Raw genomic sequence first — 16,005 nt, forward strand, 5'->3', positions numbered from 1 at the left:
GCCTTCAGGCCGGCGCAAACTCATAGCAACTTAAGCGAACACGTGTTATTCTACGAGTACAATCAGGAAAAGGGTGGTTCCATGACAATCAACATTGGTGCTGGTAGCAACCAGCGCAGTTTGACCGATCAAGATGCAATTGCGCTCACCTCTGGCCAGGATTTTTGGACCACCGAAAGTCGCGCCAGCATACCCAGCATCCGGCTGAGCGATGGCCCCCATGGCTTGCGCTTTCAGGCCAAGGCCGGCGACCATCTCGGCCTGAATGAGGCGGCGGTGGCGACGGCCTTCCCCACTGCTAGTGCCAGTGCCAGTAGCTGGGATCCCAATTTGCTCAAAGCCATGGGTCGCGCCATTGCCCAAGAGGCGCGCCACTACCAAGTCGATGTGGTGTTGGGGCCAGGCGTCAATATCAAACGTAATCCGCTGGGCGGGCGCAATTTTGAATATTTTGCCGAAGATCCGCTGCTGGCTGGTCACCTCGCCGCCGCCTGGATCAATGGCCTCCAAAGCGCTGGCGTTTCCGCTTCACTCAAACATTTTGCCGGTAACAGTCAGGAAACTGACCGCCTGCGGTCGAATTCGCTGATTGACCCAGTAGCGTTGCACGAACTCTACCTCGAGGCCTTTCGCTTAGCGGTGACGCTAGCCCAACCGGCCACGGTGATGACCGCCTATAACCAAGTTAACGGCACCTATATGAGCGACCACCAGTATCTGCTCAATGACGTGCTCCGCGGCCAATGGGGCTTCAAGGGCCTCGTGGTCACCGACTGGGGCGGCTTGAATGATAAAGTGGCGGCGCTGAACGCTGGCACTGACTTGGAAATGCCGAGTTCTGGCCATTTATTCGACCGGCAAGCAGAAGCCGCCCTCACCAGTGGCCAACTGGAGCGTACCGCTTTGACTCGCGCTGTCAGCAACATTGCGCATCTCGCCGACCAGCAGCGCCCAACCGGCGGCAATCAGCAGGCTTTGCTCACTGAACATGTCGCCCTCGCCCAGGCCATTGCCGAGCAATCCGCGGTGCTGATGAAAAATGATGGCTTGTTACCTTTCGCCGCTGACCAACCGCTCACGGTGATTGGCGCCTTGGCAGCGGACACGCGCATTCAAGGCGCCGGCTCGTCGCATATTACGACCCCAGAAACCACCTCTATTCTCGCTGGGCTCCAGGCGGCGGGACGCGAGGTCACTTATGAAGCTGGGTATCAGCTGGATGCCCAACCTGATGACCAGCTGCTGCAAGCCGCCATTGCCGCCGCCAAACAACCGCAACCGGTGGTTTTGGTCGTGGGGTTACCGGATACCGCCGAAGCAGAAGGGCGTGATCGCAAAACCCTTGACCTGCCGACGAACCAAACCGCCGTCATTGCCGCCGTCACTGCCGCCAACCCACAAGTGGCTATCGTGCTCGTGGCCGGTTCGGTAGTGACCATGCCTTGGGCCACCCAAGCCGCGGCCATTCTCAATGTTTTTCTCGGCGGCGAACGCGTCGGCGCGGCCACCGAACGCTTGCTGTTCGGCGCCATCAGTCCTTCAGGCAAACTGGCTGAAAGCTATCCCCTGCGTTACAGCGATGTGCCTGCTCAGCAGTTCGGCCAGCCGCTTGATGTGCCTTATCGAGAAAGCCTGTATGTGGGTTACCGTTATTACGACAAAGCGGCGCTGCCAGTGGCCTTTCCCTTTGGCTTTGGCTTGAGCTACACGCAATTTCGCCTTGATAACGTCACCGTCCCGGAATGCACCGTCACACCTGCCACCAAGCACATTGCGGTGCAAGTGACGCTCACCAATACCGGCAGCCGCCGCGGCGCCGAGGTCTTGCAAGTTTACACTGGCCAGCTGGATCAAGCCCAGCTCACGCCACTGCGGGCCTTAGCCGCGTTTCAAAAAGTGTGGCTCGCGCCAGGCGAACAAGCCACCGTGACCCTAGAGGTGCCGCGCCACGCCTTTGAACGCTGGCAGGAAGCCGCGCAAGCCTTTCAGCTCGCAGGCGGCGCCTGGAGCCTCAGTGTGGGTACTTCCAGCCGCGACTTGCAGCCACCACTCGCGATGACAGTTGCGGCCCCAACAATCAAAACCAGCGTGCCCGCCTGGTATCAGCACCCGCAAGGGAACCCGAGCGCCGCTGATTTTACCGCGTTAAGCGGCTTGACTCCGCAGGCCCCGGTGGCGCGGCCTGGCACCTTCACCCGACTGAGCACGCCGCGCATGCTGGCCCAATATTCGCGCACCATTAACGCGCTTGCCAAAGTGATCATCGGCAATATGCAACGCAAAGAAGCCGCGGACCCGCACTCACCCGCCGGCGAATTTCTGGCCACCATTGTCTGGGACACCCCACTCATCAGACTCGCTCAGCAAAGCGGCGGCAGCTTGAAACTGTGGGAGGTTGACTGGCTAGTGCGGCGCGCCAATCATAGTAGGAGGCGACCAACATGACCGACAAGCAAACCACTTTTCCTGAAAAAGCGAGCTACTGGAGCTACTTCACTGGCCAAGGCATGGCGATGAGCTTCTTAACCGGCATGCTGACGACTTATCTGCTGCTCAGCGGCATTGCCGCCACGCAAATCGCTTTTGCGATGGTGGCGGTGAAGCTGTGGGATGCGTTCAGCGACACCTTATTCGGCATTATTTTTGACCGGGTGCATTTCAAAGGCGGGCAGAGCCTGCCTTGGCTGCGGCTGGCGATGGTGCTGGTGCCGCTACTCACCGTGGTGGTCTTTCACATTCCACAGAGTTTGAACCCTGCTGGCAAGCTGGTGTGGTTCGCGCTGAGCTATATTCTGTGGGACACAGCCTACACCATTAGCGATGTGCCGATATATAACCTAGTCACCCTCATGACCACCGCCACCACGGAACGCAATGGGATTTTGGCGGTAGCGCGGATGGCGGCGATGGTGGGAACCTTTTTGACCAGCATGGGCGCCACTTTCATGGTGTCCGAGCAAGTAGGCTTTTCTTTTGGCACCACGGCAACTTTGCTGGCAGTGGTGATGCTGCTGTTGATGCTGCCGGTGAGTTTCGTGGCCAAAGAGCGCGTTCCCAATCAGGACGCCACCACCAGTTACTCGCTGCGCCAAATGTGGCAGTACGTCAAAGCCAATAAATATCTGCAACGCTATTATCTCTACTACATCATTGCCGGCATCACCGCGACCAATGCGGCGGTGGATCTATTCGTGTCGTATTACTTCTTTGGCAGCGCCCTGGTGTCCACCCTTACGCTACTAGCGACCTCAATTCCGATTGCGATTTTATCGCCGCTGATGGGCGTGATTTTGAAACGGGTGGACAAGTTCCGCTTGTTTTTCTGGAGTGCCGTGGCCTTTGCCGCCACCGCCCTGCTGGTATACCTTGGTGGTACCAGCAGCCTGCCGCGCTATCTCACGTTAGTCGCCATTCGCGCCATTCCCCAAGGCATCGTGCTAACGCTGAACTTGACCTTCACCCCTGACATTGTGGAATACGGCCGCTTCACCACTGGCATTGATGCTCGCGGTATTGCCTTTGCCATTCAATCCTTTGCCGGCAAATTGATCTCCCTTGCTCAGCCATTGGGCCTGTTTATTCTCGGCCTATTCGCTTGGGAGCCGCTGCAAGCCAACAGCTTTGCCGCGCTGCAACAAATGGCCGTTCACCAAAGTGGCCAGGCGTTAAGCGGCCTGTGGATCGTCGCCCAACTGGTGCCGGCCATTGGTGCCGGCATCGCGCTAATCCCGCTGTTGGGGTATCATCTTCACGACCGCGATGTGCAGCTGATGGCCGAAGCCAATGCTGGTAATATCAGCCGCGACACCGCCCAAAAGCAGCTCTCACGTCAGTTTTAAAGGAGGCGGCACCTATGCCTGTCAATATTCATCGCCATCACGCCCCACAATGGTTCCAAGCAGCCGACTTTGGTATTTTCATTCATTGGGGGTTATACAGCGTCCCTGCTTATGCACCAGCGCCAGTGACCGGACCGGGGAAGCACCCGACCTTATATGAACAATTCAAACACCAGCCTTATGCCGAATGGTACGCCAACAGCATGCTCTTTCCCTCCGGCCCCACCGGCCGCTACCATCAGGCCCATTATGGCGCGGCGCCTTATCGCGATTTCGCCGTGGCTTTCAAAAAAGTCGCCGCAAATGTCGATGTTGAGGCCTGGGCGGATCAATTCGCCCAGGCCCATGCCAAGTATGTCGTGGTGGTGACCAAGCATCATGATGGCTTCGTGATGTATGACACCACGGTTGCAAACCCCAACCAGCCTGATTATCATCTGGATTTTGATTTTGTCGGCGCGTTGGCCAAAGCCGTGCGCGCCCGCGGCATGCGCTTTGGGGTGTATTATTCCAGTTTATTCGACTGGTCATTCAAGCACGAACGTATTCAAAGCGCGGCCAGCTTTGCCCTTGGCAACCCCACCAGCCAGCAGTACCGCGATTACGTGTGGGCGCAATGGCATGAGCTGATTGACCGCTACCACCCGGATATTTTATGGAGTGATATCGGCTATCCCAATGACCCGCGCCTGCCGCAGTTGTTCAAAGACTACTACGCCGCGGTGCCAGAGGGCATGGTCGATGACCGTTGGGGCGATTACCCGAACTGGATGCGCCATAAAATGCTGTATCCGCTGGTCAATCTCGGCGGCGCGGTGCAAGGCGCATTAGCCAAAAAAGGCCACACCAGCGAGCCGCCGTATTACGACTACCGCACCTTGGAATACACCACCGACTGGCAAGGCCAAGCGCCGTATTACGAAATCACCCGGGGAATGGACTTGTCCTTTGGCTACAACCAGGCGGCCCGGTCCAGCGATTTTCTGAACGCCAAGCAAATTCGCCAGATTGTCGCCGATGCCCGGCCGCGCAACGGCCGCCTGTTGCTTAATGTCGGTCCCAAAGCCGATGGCACCTTGCCTGCCCCGCAAGCCCAGGTGCTGGCTGAACTGGCCACTAAACCGCTATAAAGTAACCAAAATGCCCCAACTTTCGCCGTGAAAGTTGGGGCATTTGTCTCGTCTGGCTGAAGATCATTCAAGCGCCTTGAGGTACCAGGTATCACAGCCGTTATGTTCATCCCCTGCCAGCGGCTGCGCCAAGCGGGTAAAGCCCTGGGCCTGATAAAGCAAGTTAGCAATCGGCAGCTTGGTATCGGTCACGACATACAGCTGCCGGTAGCCTGCTGCCTGCGCCGCAGCCATCGTGCGCGCTAGCAACCGCTTAGAGAGCCCTTGGCCGCGCGCGGCCGGCGTCAGATACAGCTTTTGCAGCTCGCAAATCTCGGCATCGAGTCCCACCGGGCCAAAACCGGAGCCACCCAGCACGAGGTCATCATTGTCAGCGGCAACGGCGACGAAATACCCCGCTCGCGGCAAACGCGCGTAGTATTCGGCCAACGCGCCAATTTGCGGATCATAATACGCGGTGCCTGGTTGCGCCAAATCAGCTTCTTCCAAGCAGGCCTGCAAAATAGCTTTCATCTGGGCATCATCTTTGGCCTGAATGGGACGAATGACCGGCATCGCAAGGCCTCCTTGCTGAATTGAATGTTTCCAATCTACCACAGACGCCAAAAAAGCGCCGGGGCTAACCAACGCTTTTCGTCGTTATTCAGGATCGATATCGGCCAAGTTTTCGCCATTGGATTGGATAACCTGCTGATACCAGTAGAACGAGTCCTTCCGGCTGCGCGCCAAGGTGCCTTCGCCGGCGTCATTTTTATCGACATAGATAAAGCCATAACGCTTGTCCATCTGACCGGTACCGGCAGAAACCAAATCGATGCAGCCCCACGGCATGTAACCCAACAAGTTGACGCCGTCTTCTTCGACTGCGGCTTCCATCTCCTTGATGTGGGCGCGCAGGTAAGCGACACGATACGGATCGTGAATCTTGCCATCGGCTTCCACATGGTCAATGGCACCGAGGCCATTTTCGACAATCATCAGCGGCTTGTCATACCGTTCAGCCAACCAGTTCAAACTCCAGCGCAGGCCCAGGGGATCGATGGTCCAGCCCCATTCGGTCTTCTTCAAATAAGGGTTCTCGACGCCTTCCTTGTCGCCCACAAAATCGTAATACTGATTGTCGGCTTTGCGCGCCACCGTGTTGGAGGCGTAGTAGGAGAAGCCAACGTAATCCACCGTGCCAGCAGCTAGCGCGGCGCGGTCTTCATCGGTAATGTCAGCACGATAGCCCGTCCGCTTGAAGTAGGCTTCCATGTAATCTGGATAGTGGCCGCGGACATGCACATCACTCCAGAATGAGCGCTTCTGCATCGCCTTTTCGGCCATGAACAAGTCTTCCGGCTTGCAGGTCGCCGGGAATTGCGGCGTAAAGTTGATCATGCAGCCAATCTGGTTGTTTGGGTCAATCTCGTGGCCAGCTTTCACCGCTAGCGCACTGGCGACCAATTCGTAGTGCGAAGCCTGATACATCGCGCGCGCCCGGTCATCATCCGTGGCCCCTGCCGGGAAAATCAAGCCAGAATTGGTGGCCATGGAAAATTCGCGGTTGTAATCGCACTGGTTGTCGATTTCGTTGAAGGTCATCCAGTACTTCACACTACCCTTGTAGCGCTTGAAGCAGACCGTCGCGAAACGGACGAAGAAATCGATCAGCCGCCGGTCGCGCCAACCGCCATAAGCTTTTACCAGATGCCAAGGCATTTCAAAGTGAGACAAGGTAATGACCGGCTCGATGCCATACTTATGACATTCAGCAAACACATCGTCATAAAAGGCGAGGCCCGCCTCATTGGGTTCCGTTTCATCGCCATTCGGGAAAATCCGGGTCCAGGCAATCGAAGTCCGGAACGCCTTGAAGCCCATTTCGGCCATCAACTTGATGTCTTCTTTGTAGTGGTGATAAAAATCAATCGCCTCGTGGTTAGGATAGTTCTTCCCAGGAATCACGCCATCAGTAATCTGGCGTTCAACCCCATTGGCTCCAGCGGTCATCACATCGGCAATGGACATCCCCTTGCCACCTTCTTGCCAGCCACCTTCGAGTTGATGCGCCGCTACCGCGCCGCCCCACAGAAAACCATCAGGTAATTTCGTCATAAGACACCTTTCCTTTCTCATTCGTCACATAGACCAATTTCGGTTTCGTGATTACCTTAACGTAATTCGCCAACTCGGTAAACCGCTTTCTCGTTACTTTTCCGGAACGTGTTATTTTCGAGGCTGCGGAGGGCGGCGCTCTTAGGATGATGGCCAGCCTAGCTTGAGGCATTGCCGCCGTTCTTTGGCGGCGAGGCCTCATGCGTAGCTGGACACTCATCCGTTGCCGCCCGCAGCGCAACTATGAAAGCTGTGGAGAAGGGCCGGTCTTAGCCCGACAGGCAGCCTAGCTCAGGCCATTACCGCCGCTCTTTGGCGGTGAGGGCCTGAGCGTAGCTGACTGCTCGGGCGTTGGCCCTTCGCAACGCAATTAGGCTGCGACGGGCGGGGAACTTTTTCTCGAATCAAAAAAGCTCGAGCCATGGCCCGAGCTGATTGCTTTGCGGTTTTATGCTAGTCCTCTGTTGCCATCAAGAACCGGGAGCAGAACGCCGCCAAAATCGCGCCGACTTCTGGGGCCACAATGTACAGCCACAGGTGACTCAAGGCGCTGCCACCAGCAAAAATAGCCGGGCCAATGGAACGCGCTGGGTTCAAGGAAGCACCGGTCAAGTTGACGCTGAAGATGATCAGCAGCATCAAGGTCACCCCGATGGCCAAGCCAGCAAAGTCGCCATTACCATGATCATCGGAGGTGACGTTCAAAATCACGACCAAAAACAGGAAAGTGGCCAAGGCTTCAACGAAAAATGCCGCGCCGACTGACAGCTTCGTGAAGTCGGTTTGGGCCATTTGGGTGGCTGGCAACTTCAACGCACCAACGATGACCCGCACGGCACCACTGGCGGCAATAGCGCCAACGATTTGGGACACGATGTAAACGAGCCCTTCACCAATGCCGGTGCGGCCGTTGATCATAAACGCCGTGGTGACTGCTGGGTTGAAGTGACCGCCGGTGATGCCACCAAAGGCATAGGCTGAAATCGTAATCGCTAACCCGAAACCAATGGCAATGGTCAAGGCGTCGCCCTTAGCGAACAACACCGCCCCACTACCTAAAAATACCAACAGGAATGTGCCCATAAATTCTGCACAGATTGCTTTCATGTCTTTTCCTCCGTTATGCACTTGCTGATTTTCGCCTCACACAGACGAGCAAGTAGATGATTGCGCCAATCTAGTATAGCATAGCAACGCCGCTAAACCGGCATTACGCGGCTGATAAATTGTTATCGATTTAATTTTGTGTGTACAATCTCGGTAATTTCGGGCCAAAAAAGCCAGGCTCGCGCGACGGTGAGCCTGGCTGGTCAAACTGCTTATTTGCCCTGTTTCTTCAGGGTTTTGATGGTCCGCAAGGCGCGATTGCGCGTCTTGATATTGGGACTTTGCATTTGGCGCCGCGCGGTGGCGGCATCAGTTTTAGCCATGAGCGGCTCCTTTCTACCAGCTTGCCTTACGCACGCCAGGAATCTGGCCTTTGTGCGCAAGCTGCCGGAAGTTCAAGCGAGACAGGCCGAACTTGCGCATGTAAGCATGCGGGCGGCCGTCCAGTTCATCACGATGGTGCAGGCGCACAGCGCTAGAGTTACGAGGTAACTTAGCCAAACCGGCATAATCGCCTTGCGCCTTGAGTTCCTTGCGGCGAGCAGCGTACTTGGCGACAAGTTGTGCCTGGCGCTTCGCCTTTTCAATTTTTGCTTTTTTTGCCATAAAGTTGACCTCCTCAGTCATGTTTGTTTGACGCTTAACGCGCCTGAATCTTTTGAATTTGTTTGTATTGAGCCATCATCCAACTACTGTAAGTTTGGCCTTTAGGCATGGTTTCGGTGACTTTGACAATCGGCACCCCAGCGGCCTTGGCCTTAGCCACCATATTGGTCACGATTTTGCTATCGACTTGCGTATTTTGCACGAAAAAGGCGACTTGCTTGGCCTCAAGGGCGCGCTCTAGCTGACGCACATCCTGGGGGCTGGGGTCGCTGCTGTCCTCAATCGCGCGGGCAAAATGTCCGTTCATGATGCGATAGCCCAGCGCCGTTAGGGTATTATCAAAAACCGGTTCCGACACCGCGACGGTTTGGTTTTTGGCGCTGGCCTTCAGTTGGGCTTCCAGGGCGAACATGGGCTGCAGCGATTTGATGTAGCGCTGCGCATTTTTGCGGTACGCGACTTTGTGCGCCGGATCGACTTCACCATAGGTTTGCGCCAAGGCGTTGGCCATTTTGACCATCATCTTGGGTTTATACCAGATGTGCTCGTTTTCACCGGCCTTCACCCCGACGACTTTGGCCGCCGAAACGGTTTTGACAGGATCATCATCCGCCGCTGTGAGCCGGCTCATCCAGCTATCATAACCGGCACCGTTAACCACCACCACATTCGCATCCGCCACGGTTTTCGCAGCTTCGGTGGTGGGCTCATAGTCATGCGGGTCCACTGCCGGATTGTTGATAATCGCCGTCACGTGGCCGTAATCCCCGGCCACGGCTTGGGCGACTTCGCCGTAAAAGTTCACGCTGGCAACCACGGTCAGCTGCTTGTGCGCGCTAGGTTTGGGCGAACAGGCGGTCAAGCCCAAAAGCATAATCAGGCCCAAGAGCCAAAAGTGGCGTTTCATAAACAGTCTTCCCCCTGCTGATTAAATGAAAATCGTAACCAATACGATTAGCATCTATCGATAATACCGACTTCAAGGGCGGCTGTCAACACTTACTTCAAGTACGTGATTTTATGGTTGGGTACGACTCAAAGCAAGTTCCTATGGCGAAAGCGTTTTCCTTTTCTGATATACTGAGCCACGACATTAGGGGAATGGGGAGGAAATTATGATGAAAAAACCTTGGCGTTTAGTGATCGCTTTTGTCATTGTGCTGCTCATCGGTGGCAGCTTGGGTTTTGCGGGGGCTAAGCTCACACAGCAACCAACCTGAGGGCTACACCATTGTCGTTGACTCGACCCGTCAAAAGACGCTTCAGTATGATGATCAACAAGGTGGGGTTTACCACTTCAACAATCCCAGGGGTGCGCTTTGCGTCATCATTCACCGAAAAAATACCTACGCGTTGTATAAGTTAACAACTAATTAAAGCATGCAAACAGCCCAGATTCGGCGCATCAGCTGATGCCGGATCTGGGCTGTTTTCTGCTCGTCTTTATTTGATCGGCTTGATATAGGGCACACGGGCTACGGTGACGCCAACGCTGGTGCCGGCGACATTAGAAGCGCCTGCCACTTTCGCCAACTGCTCGGTTGTACCAGTGAGAATCACCCCACGAAACTGGAGCGTTTTGGCGGATGCCTTGAGAGTCCTCGTCATCGCGCTGGTGCGTGGCGCTTTGCCCCAATAGCGGGTCAAAGCCTGGCGCCAGGTTTTCAGTTGACTGTTCGGCGTGGTGTCATACCGCAGATCCATGCCAATCGGATTTTCGGCGATGTTCGTCTCATCCCCAGCCCCGCTGCGATTGGTATCGTTAAACAGGTAACCCCAAGTCAAATTCACTTGTTTTGGCAACCACTGCTTCAGCTCGGCATAGGTCAGAGGCCGTTTGAAGGTCACCGCAATTTCCCCGACATGGTTCGGCAACTGGTCCAGCTTCTGAGCCTCATTTGGTAAGCCTTGGGTGGTGCGATAAAACCGTGCCACTTTTTGCAGCGTGCTATTTTGAAACTGCTGCTTAGCGATATTTTGATCCAGGCGGTTAGACACCGTCTGAACGAAACTTTCGTCCATTTGATAATGATAGAAGCTGTAATGCGAGGTGTACGTTCCCCAAGGCACGACGTAACCATCGATTTCTTTGTATTCCTTGGTGACCACATTCCCGCCTAAGCTGGAATTGTTATCCAGCATTTCGCTGGCAACACTCACATTAGGCTCAGCGACATTGTGATAATCCGCCAGCTCCTGATACAAGGCGCTGGTTTGGCGGCTGCTTAACTGATTAAACGCCCCGTAACCCAGCGGCGCCAGCACCAGCAGGACAATCACGGCAATCAGCACCATCATCAGACGCTGGCGCCATTTGGCTTTGCGTAAGGCTTGATCTAACATCTTATCTTTCCTCCCATTGCCCGCGCAACTGCTTCCGTGCGCGGGCTAACATCGTTTTGACACTGGCCGGTTTGATGGCCAGTAGCGCCCCGATTTCGTCATATGAAAAACCGTAGTAATACTTTAGCGCCACCAGCTCCTGCTGGTTGGCCGGCAGCGGCGCAATCAGCGTTGCAAAACTTTGCGGCGTCAGCGTACTGGCTTCCGGCAGCTGCTGCGTCAAGGTTTCGCGGCGGTGTTTGCGCAGCTCATCGAGGCAGGCGTTCAGGGCGATACGGTAAAACCAGCCATCAAAATTGCGAACTGACAGGTTGGGTAGCAGAATAATGATTTTTTCATAAGCCGTGGCCACGGCATCCTCGGCGTCGGCCCGTTGAATGCCCCGCGCTTGCAGGCGCTGCACCACTTGTTGGCCTAACGCCAGCAAGTGGGCATCAAAGTCTGACTTTACCATCTCACCCCTCCTTCCCTTAATAAGACGTTTGAACCAGCTCTAAAGTATACAGGTAATTTTTGACCAGCAAAACAAAAACCAGAGCCACCGCCAATTTAGCGATCACGCTGGTGCTTAACATTATCAACTTAATCGACTGCAGCCTCTTGGTGGGCCAGTTCAGCCAAGGCTGAAGCGCCATTGGTGGCAATCACATCTGAGTACCACGCGGCTGAGGCTTTCGGTGTCCGCGCCAAGCTGCCGTGGCCGCTGTCATCGCGGTCGACATAGATCAGCCCATAGCGTTTGGCCATTTCCCCAGTACCGGCAGAAATCAGATCCAGCGCCGTCCACATGGTATAACCCATCAAGTCCACGCCATCTTCGACGATGGCATCGTGCATGGCTTTGACGTGCACCCGTAGATAATCAATCCGATACGGGTCATCGACGATGCCATTTTTGAGTTCATCGACCGCGCCGAGGCCATTTTCCACGACCAACAGCGGCACTTGGTAGCGCTGATACAAGCGGTTCAGCGTCACCCTCAAACCGATCGGGTCGATTTGCCAGCCCCAGGCCGACGTTTCTAAATAAGGATTCTTCTGGCCGGCGAGCAAATTGGCCTGGCTTTCCTCGCCTGCTTCAGCCGCCAGACATGAGCTGGAATAGTAGGAAAACGAGTAGAAGTCCACCTTCCCCGCGAGCAGCGTCGCCTCATCATCTGGGGCCAAATCCAAGGTGACGCCCATTTTAGCCAGCTTGGCTTTGGCGAAACTTGGATAAGCGCCGCGCACTTGGACAACCCCGCAGAAGTGATTGAACCAATCCGTGCGCTGCTGCGTCGCCAGCACATCTTCCGGCTTGGGCGTCAGCGGATAAGAAAGGCCATTAGCAATCATACAGCCAATCTGGTTGGCGGAATCAATGCGGTGACCAACGATGACGGCTTTGGCCGAAGCTAAGAACACATGATGCAGTGCCTGATACTGCTCAGTTTCATCGCCAGAGCCAAAGAAGTAATCCGCTTGGGCTGCCGACTGTAAGCCGAGGCCGATCAACCGACCAGCGCTGAGGGTGCCGAAGTTGATCTCGTTGAAGGTCAACCAGTGCGTCACCAAACCCTGGTAACGGGTAAAGCACGTTTCGGCGTAGCGCACGAACATGTCAATCACCCGCCGGTCCGCGAAGCCGTTGTACGCCGTCACCAAATGGTAAGGCATTTCGAAGTGGCTCAAGGTCACCAGCGGCGTGATGTTGTTTTCCCGGCATAAGGTGAAGACCCGGTCGTAAAACGCGAGGCCTTCCTCATTCGGCTCGGCATCATCGCCATTGGGAAAAATGCGGCTCCAAGCAATCGACAAGCGCAAACATTTCAGGCCAATTTGGCCAAACAGGGCGATATCTTCTTCGAAGCGGTGGTAGAAATCAACGCCGGTGTGCGAAGGAAAATAGTCGTCTAAGGCCAAATCCTCCACGAAGCGCCGGGGCTTGGTGCGGCTGCCGGCGGTTAGATGATCCGCCACGCTTGGCCCCTTGCCGCCTTCGTTCCAGGCCCCTTCACATTGGTTGGCGGCCAAAGCGGCTCCCCAGAGAAAATCAGTTGGAAACGGCATGGACAGCCCCTCCCATCGCTTCTTGGGTATCGGCAACGACGGTCAACAGCGGCGTGCCCGCTTCGATTTGCGCATCTGGCGTCAGTTCCGCAATCACATCCAGGTAGTCATTAGTATTGGTCACCACCATCGGGCTCACCATCGAATAGCCAGCGGCACGAATCGCGTCAATGTCAATGGTCGCCAGCAAGTCACCGGCTTTGACATGTTGCTCCGGCGCCACTTTCACGTCAAAATGGTCCCCGCCTAATTGCACCGTGTCCATGCCCAGGTGTAGCAGGACTTCGGCGCCAGTGTCGGTAATCAGCCCAATCGCATGTTTCGTCGGGAACACGGTCATCACCGTCGCGTCAGCTGGCGCCACCACGTTGCCATCGCTTGGATCAATCGCAATCCCTGCGCCCAGCGCGCCATCGGCAAAGGCACCATCTGGCACATCACGCAACGGCATCAGTTGCCCATTCATCGGGCTGGCCAATACGGTATCGCGCTGCAACGTTGGTGTCCCAGGAATACCTTGATCCTCAATGGCATTCACCACTGGATCATCTTGATACATGACATAGGCCGCAATAAAGGTTGGAATCATCGCAACCGCTAAGCAAATTCCGGCATACATCAGATCACGGCTTGGATTTTCAACACTCAGCAAACTCGGTAAGGCGAACAGGCCCATGCCGCCCATGCGGTAAGCCATCATGCCCAAAGCCCCACTCACTGCGCCGGCCAAGCCGCCACCGATACAGGACAGCACAAACATTTTCACCCGGGGCAAGGTCACCCCGTAAATCGCCGGTTCCGTCACCCCGAAAATCCCAGAGATCCAGGCTGGTAAAGCAATCCCTTTGAGCTTTTTATCATGCGTCTTCAGCCAAATCGCGACAACGACCGCGGTTTGGGCGAAGGAAACCCAGGTGATGGCAGCCATAATGGCAGTGGGTTGCCCTGCGGCCAGTGGAATCATGGCCATCACGACGATCATCATGTGGACGCCGAACATCACCAGCAGTTGCCAAGTGGCGCCGAGTACCAACCCAGCCAAAATCGGGCTGAAGTTGGTTAGGGCTTCAACGCCTTGCATGATCACCATGGATACCGCGTTGGCGGCCGGGCCAATCAGCATGAAGCCAATTGGCACGATGACCAGTAGCGTCAGCATTGGAACCAAGAAGGTTTTGACCACATCCGGAATCACGGTGTTCAACCAGCGTTCAAGCGGTGCGGCTAACGCCACCATCAGAATCACCGGCAAAATGGTGGAACTGTAGCTGGCATTGAAGTTCATGCCCCAGAAGTTCAGATCCACGCCGTTAATGGTGGGATGCACCAACGCGGCCCCAATAATCAGGCCCAAAAACGGGGTCATGTTGAATTTCTTAGCGGCGTTAAAGCCAATGATGATTGGGAAGAAGTAGAAGCAGGCATCCCCAATCGCATTAAGCAGAATATAAGCGCCGGCTTTGTCCGACACGGCGCCGGTCACCATCAAAATCACGGCCAGGCCTTTGATCATCCCGCCGGCACACATCACGGCCAAGGCAGGCATCATGATGCCTGAAATTAAGTCAATCACCCGGTCGCCGAATTTCATTTTCTTCGGCGCCGTGCTAGTGTCGCCAGTGTCGATGCCGCCGACCCGCATCACTTCAGCGTACACGTCAGGCACATGGTTACCAATCACGACCTGGTACTGACCAGCTGATTGCAGCACGGTCACCACGCCATCCATGGCTTTGAGCGCTTCGGTATCAGCCTTGCCCTCATCTTTAAGTTGAAACCGCAGCCGGGTGACGCAGTGCGTCAGGCCAAGAATATTTTCTCGGCCACCGACCTTGGCAATAATATCGGTTGCTAACGGTTCATATTTTGTCATGATAGTTCCTCCTGAAAGAAGTTTTCTTTCCGAAGGTTTGGCCAACTTAATGTCACCATCCAACGATCTGACCGGCTGCCAGGCAGCCTACTGCGCTTTGCGGTACACCAGCCGTTCAATATGCAAAGTTAAATACCCGCATTCGGCTGGTGTTACCGTAAAGCCATAACGCACATCCAAAAAGTGACTGATCTTCTGGGCACAACTCGCCGGCGTTTGGTACCGCTGATTGATCAGCGCCAACAATTCCTCATCCACCGTTGCCATCGCTTCGTTGCGATAGAGCCGCTGAGCGAAGAATTTGAGATGGGTGATGAACCGGCCATAATCCGGCGTGCTTGGGTCCGGTTCGAAGTGAAAATGGTGGCGGACAATGCTCAAAATTTCTTGCATCAGCCGCGTCACCACTGCCGCATCAGAGCCGGTACTGTCAGTGGCGGCGTTCACCAAATGAAAGGCGATAAACCCGGCCTCATCAGCCGGCAAGCTCACATTCAGCTTGGCTTGCACCAACGCCAAGGCGCCTTCTGCGACCGCGAACTCCCGGGGATAAAAGCGTTGGGTGTCCCACAGCATCACATTCGGTAACACCTCTCCGGCTTGCGTGCGTTGCACCGCGGTGGCCAAGTGATCCGCCAAGGTCAAGGCGACGCCGGAATGCAGACTCAGCCCTGCTTGTTTGGCTTGGACCAGAATCTGGCCTGTCAGTTGCAAATAGACATACGGAATTTCAGCCAACAATTGCGCGTAAGCCACCGTGCTTTTGGTTTGTAAGGTGAAGGTCTGCGCAATCGCGGCTGCATCGAGCTCATCGCCGGGGCGCTTGCCGAACGCCAAGCCGCGCCCAGAGACAATCTGGTCTTGGCCATTGCCGGTGCGGACAATGGCCACATTGTTGTTCAGGACTTTGTGGATTTTCATGCGGCGCCCCCTTGCTGAGATTAACTGGCCTTGCGCGCCA

14 protein-coding genes are annotated in these 16,005 nt (G+C 55.5%); 3 read left to right on the forward strand and 11 right to left on the reverse strand.

All coding sequences use genetic code 11. From position 1 onward, the window contains the following. Positions 1 to 81: 81 nt before the first annotated feature. The 3 genes from EKM90_RS01120 to EKM90_RS01130 are packed head-to-tail and all read left to right on the forward strand — an operon-like array spanning position 82 to position 4,969. The gene (locus EKM90_RS01120; protein WP_125579215.1) at positions 82 to 2,445 is read left to right on the forward strand and encodes a glycoside hydrolase family 3 C-terminal domain-containing protein; all 2,364 of its coding nucleotides are present in this window, start codon (positions 82 to 84) and stop codon (positions 2,443 to 2,445) included. After that, positions 2,442 to 3,839, forward strand: a complete 1,398-nt coding sequence (locus tag EKM90_RS01125) for an MFS transporter (RefSeq protein ID WP_125579216.1) — start codon at positions 2,442 to 2,444, stop codon at positions 3,837 to 3,839. Before EKM90_RS01120 ends, EKM90_RS01125 begins: the two co-directional genes overlap by 4 nt. 14 nt (positions 3,840 to 3,853) lie before the next feature. Next, complete coding sequence (locus tag EKM90_RS01130; protein WP_125579217.1) at positions 3,854 to 4,969, forward strand: alpha-L-fucosidase; 1,116 nt, start codon at positions 3,854 to 3,856, stop codon at positions 4,967 to 4,969. A gap of 63 nt (positions 4,970 to 5,032) precedes the next feature. Here EKM90_RS01130 and EKM90_RS01135 read toward each other — a convergent pair whose 3' ends face one another. The 11 genes from EKM90_RS01135 to EKM90_RS01180 form a co-directional block, all read right to left on the reverse strand. After that, positions 5,033 to 5,524: a GNAT family N-acetyltransferase gene (locus tag EKM90_RS01135; protein WP_125579218.1), complete on the reverse strand. Its 492-nt coding sequence runs from the start codon at positions 5,522 to 5,524 to the stop codon at positions 5,033 to 5,035. A gap of 84 nt (positions 5,525 to 5,608) precedes the next feature. Beyond that, a complete protein-coding gene (locus EKM90_RS01140) occupies positions 5,609 to 7,066 on the reverse strand; it encodes a 6-phospho-beta-glucosidase (RefSeq protein ID WP_125579219.1) in 1,458 nt (485 codons plus the stop codon). Positions 7,067 to 7,519: 453 nt separating this feature from the next. Continuing rightward, entirely contained in the window at positions 7,520 to 8,173 is a 654-nt protein-coding gene (locus EKM90_RS01145; protein ID WP_125579220.1) for an MIP/aquaporin family protein, read from the reverse strand. Between the two features lie 212 nt (positions 8,174 to 8,385). After that, positions 8,386 to 8,496 (reverse strand): putative metal homeostasis protein, encoded by a 111-nt coding sequence (locus EKM90_RS12700; protein WP_164507799.1) that lies wholly within the window; start codon positions 8,494 to 8,496, stop codon positions 8,386 to 8,388. Positions 8,497 to 8,509: 13 nt separating this feature from the next. Further along, positions 8,510 to 8,779 carry a 30S ribosomal protein S14 gene (gene rpsN / locus EKM90_RS01150; protein WP_125579221.1) on the reverse strand — a complete coding sequence of 90 codons (270 nt, stop codon included), beginning with the start codon at positions 8,777 to 8,779 and terminating at the stop codon, positions 8,510 to 8,512. Between the two features lie 34 nt (positions 8,780 to 8,813). Next, a complete protein-coding gene (locus EKM90_RS01155) occupies positions 8,814 to 9,686 on the reverse strand; it encodes a metal ABC transporter solute-binding protein, Zn/Mn family (RefSeq protein WP_125579222.1) in 873 nt (290 codons plus the stop codon). A gap of 536 nt (positions 9,687 to 10,222) precedes the next feature. Continuing rightward, on the reverse strand, positions 10,223 to 11,122 hold the full coding sequence (locus EKM90_RS01160) for a sigma factor regulator N-terminal domain-containing protein (protein WP_125579223.1): 900 nt from the start codon (positions 11,120 to 11,122) through the stop codon (positions 10,223 to 10,225). A 1-nt stretch (position 11,123) separates the two neighbouring features. Next, positions 11,124 to 11,576 carry an RNA polymerase sigma factor gene (locus tag EKM90_RS01165; protein WP_125579224.1) on the reverse strand — a complete coding sequence of 151 codons (453 nt, stop codon included), beginning with the start codon at positions 11,574 to 11,576 and terminating at the stop codon, positions 11,124 to 11,126. A 128-nt stretch (positions 11,577 to 11,704) separates the two neighbouring features. Further along, positions 11,705 to 13,171: a glycoside hydrolase family 1 protein gene (locus EKM90_RS01170; RefSeq protein ID WP_125579225.1), complete on the reverse strand. Its 1,467-nt coding sequence runs from the start codon at positions 13,169 to 13,171 to the stop codon at positions 11,705 to 11,707. Continuing rightward, complete coding sequence (locus tag EKM90_RS01175; RefSeq protein WP_125579226.1) at positions 13,155 to 15,044, reverse strand: beta-glucoside-specific PTS transporter subunit IIABC; 1,890 nt, start codon at positions 15,042 to 15,044, stop codon at positions 13,155 to 13,157. The genes EKM90_RS01170 and EKM90_RS01175 overlap by 17 nt, the downstream gene beginning before the upstream one ends. 87 nt (positions 15,045 to 15,131) lie before the next feature. After that, positions 15,132 to 15,965, reverse strand: a complete 834-nt coding sequence (locus tag EKM90_RS01180) for a PRD domain-containing protein (protein ID WP_164507800.1) — start codon at positions 15,963 to 15,965, stop codon at positions 15,132 to 15,134. Positions 15,966 to 16,005 lie beyond the last annotated feature (40 nt).

The sequence above is a fragment of the Lacticaseibacillus suibinensis genome (assembly GCF_003946175.1).
Lineage (GTDB): Bacteria > Bacillota > Bacilli > Lactobacillales > Lactobacillaceae > Lacticaseibacillus > Lacticaseibacillus suibinensis.

What these genes read in the sequence shown, in the direction of transcription:
- EKM90_RS01120 (WP_125579215.1), top strand. Translation starts at nt 82, where the DNA reads ATGACAATCAACATTGGTGCTGGTAGCAACCAGCGCAGTTTGACCGAT.
- EKM90_RS01125 (WP_125579216.1), top strand. Translation starts at nt 2,442, where the DNA reads ATGACCGACAAGCAAACCACTTTTCCTGAAAAAGCGAGCTACTGGAGC.
- EKM90_RS01130 (WP_125579217.1), top strand. Translation starts at nt 3,854, where the DNA reads ATGCCTGTCAATATTCATCGCCATCACGCCCCACAATGGTTCCAAGCA.
- EKM90_RS01135 (WP_125579218.1), bottom strand. Translation starts at nt 5,524, where the DNA reads ATGCCGGTCATTCGTCCCATTCAGGCCAAAGATGATGCCCAGATGAAA.
- EKM90_RS01140 (WP_125579219.1), bottom strand. Translation starts at nt 7,066, where the DNA reads ATGACGAAATTACCTGATGGTTTTCTGTGGGGCGGCGCGGTAGCGGCG.
- EKM90_RS01145 (WP_125579220.1), bottom strand. Translation starts at nt 8,173, where the DNA reads ATGAAAGCAATCTGTGCAGAATTTATGGGCACATTCCTGTTGGTATTT.
- EKM90_RS12700 (WP_164507799.1), bottom strand. Translation starts at nt 8,496, where the DNA reads ATGGCTAAAACTGATGCCGCCACCGCGCGGCGCCAAATGCAAAGTCCC.
- rpsN (WP_125579221.1), bottom strand. Translation starts at nt 8,779, where the DNA reads ATGGCAAAAAAAGCAAAAATTGAAAAGGCGAAGCGCCAGGCACAACTT.
- EKM90_RS01155 (WP_125579222.1), bottom strand. Translation starts at nt 9,686, where the DNA reads ATGAAACGCCACTTTTGGCTCTTGGGCCTGATTATGCTTTTGGGCTTG.
- EKM90_RS01160 (WP_125579223.1), bottom strand. Translation starts at nt 11,122, where the DNA reads ATGTTAGATCAAGCCTTACGCAAAGCCAAATGGCGCCAGCGTCTGATG.
- EKM90_RS01165 (WP_125579224.1), bottom strand. Translation starts at nt 11,576, where the DNA reads ATGGTAAAGTCAGACTTTGATGCCCACTTGCTGGCGTTAGGCCAACAA.
- EKM90_RS01170 (WP_125579225.1), bottom strand. Translation starts at nt 13,171, where the DNA reads ATGCCGTTTCCAACTGATTTTCTCTGGGGAGCCGCTTTGGCCGCCAAC.
- EKM90_RS01175 (WP_125579226.1), bottom strand. Translation starts at nt 15,044, where the DNA reads ATGACAAAATATGAACCGTTAGCAACCGATATTATTGCCAAGGTCGGT.
- EKM90_RS01180 (WP_164507800.1), bottom strand. Translation starts at nt 15,965, where the DNA reads ATGAAAATCCACAAAGTCCTGAACAACAATGTGGCCATTGTCCGCACC.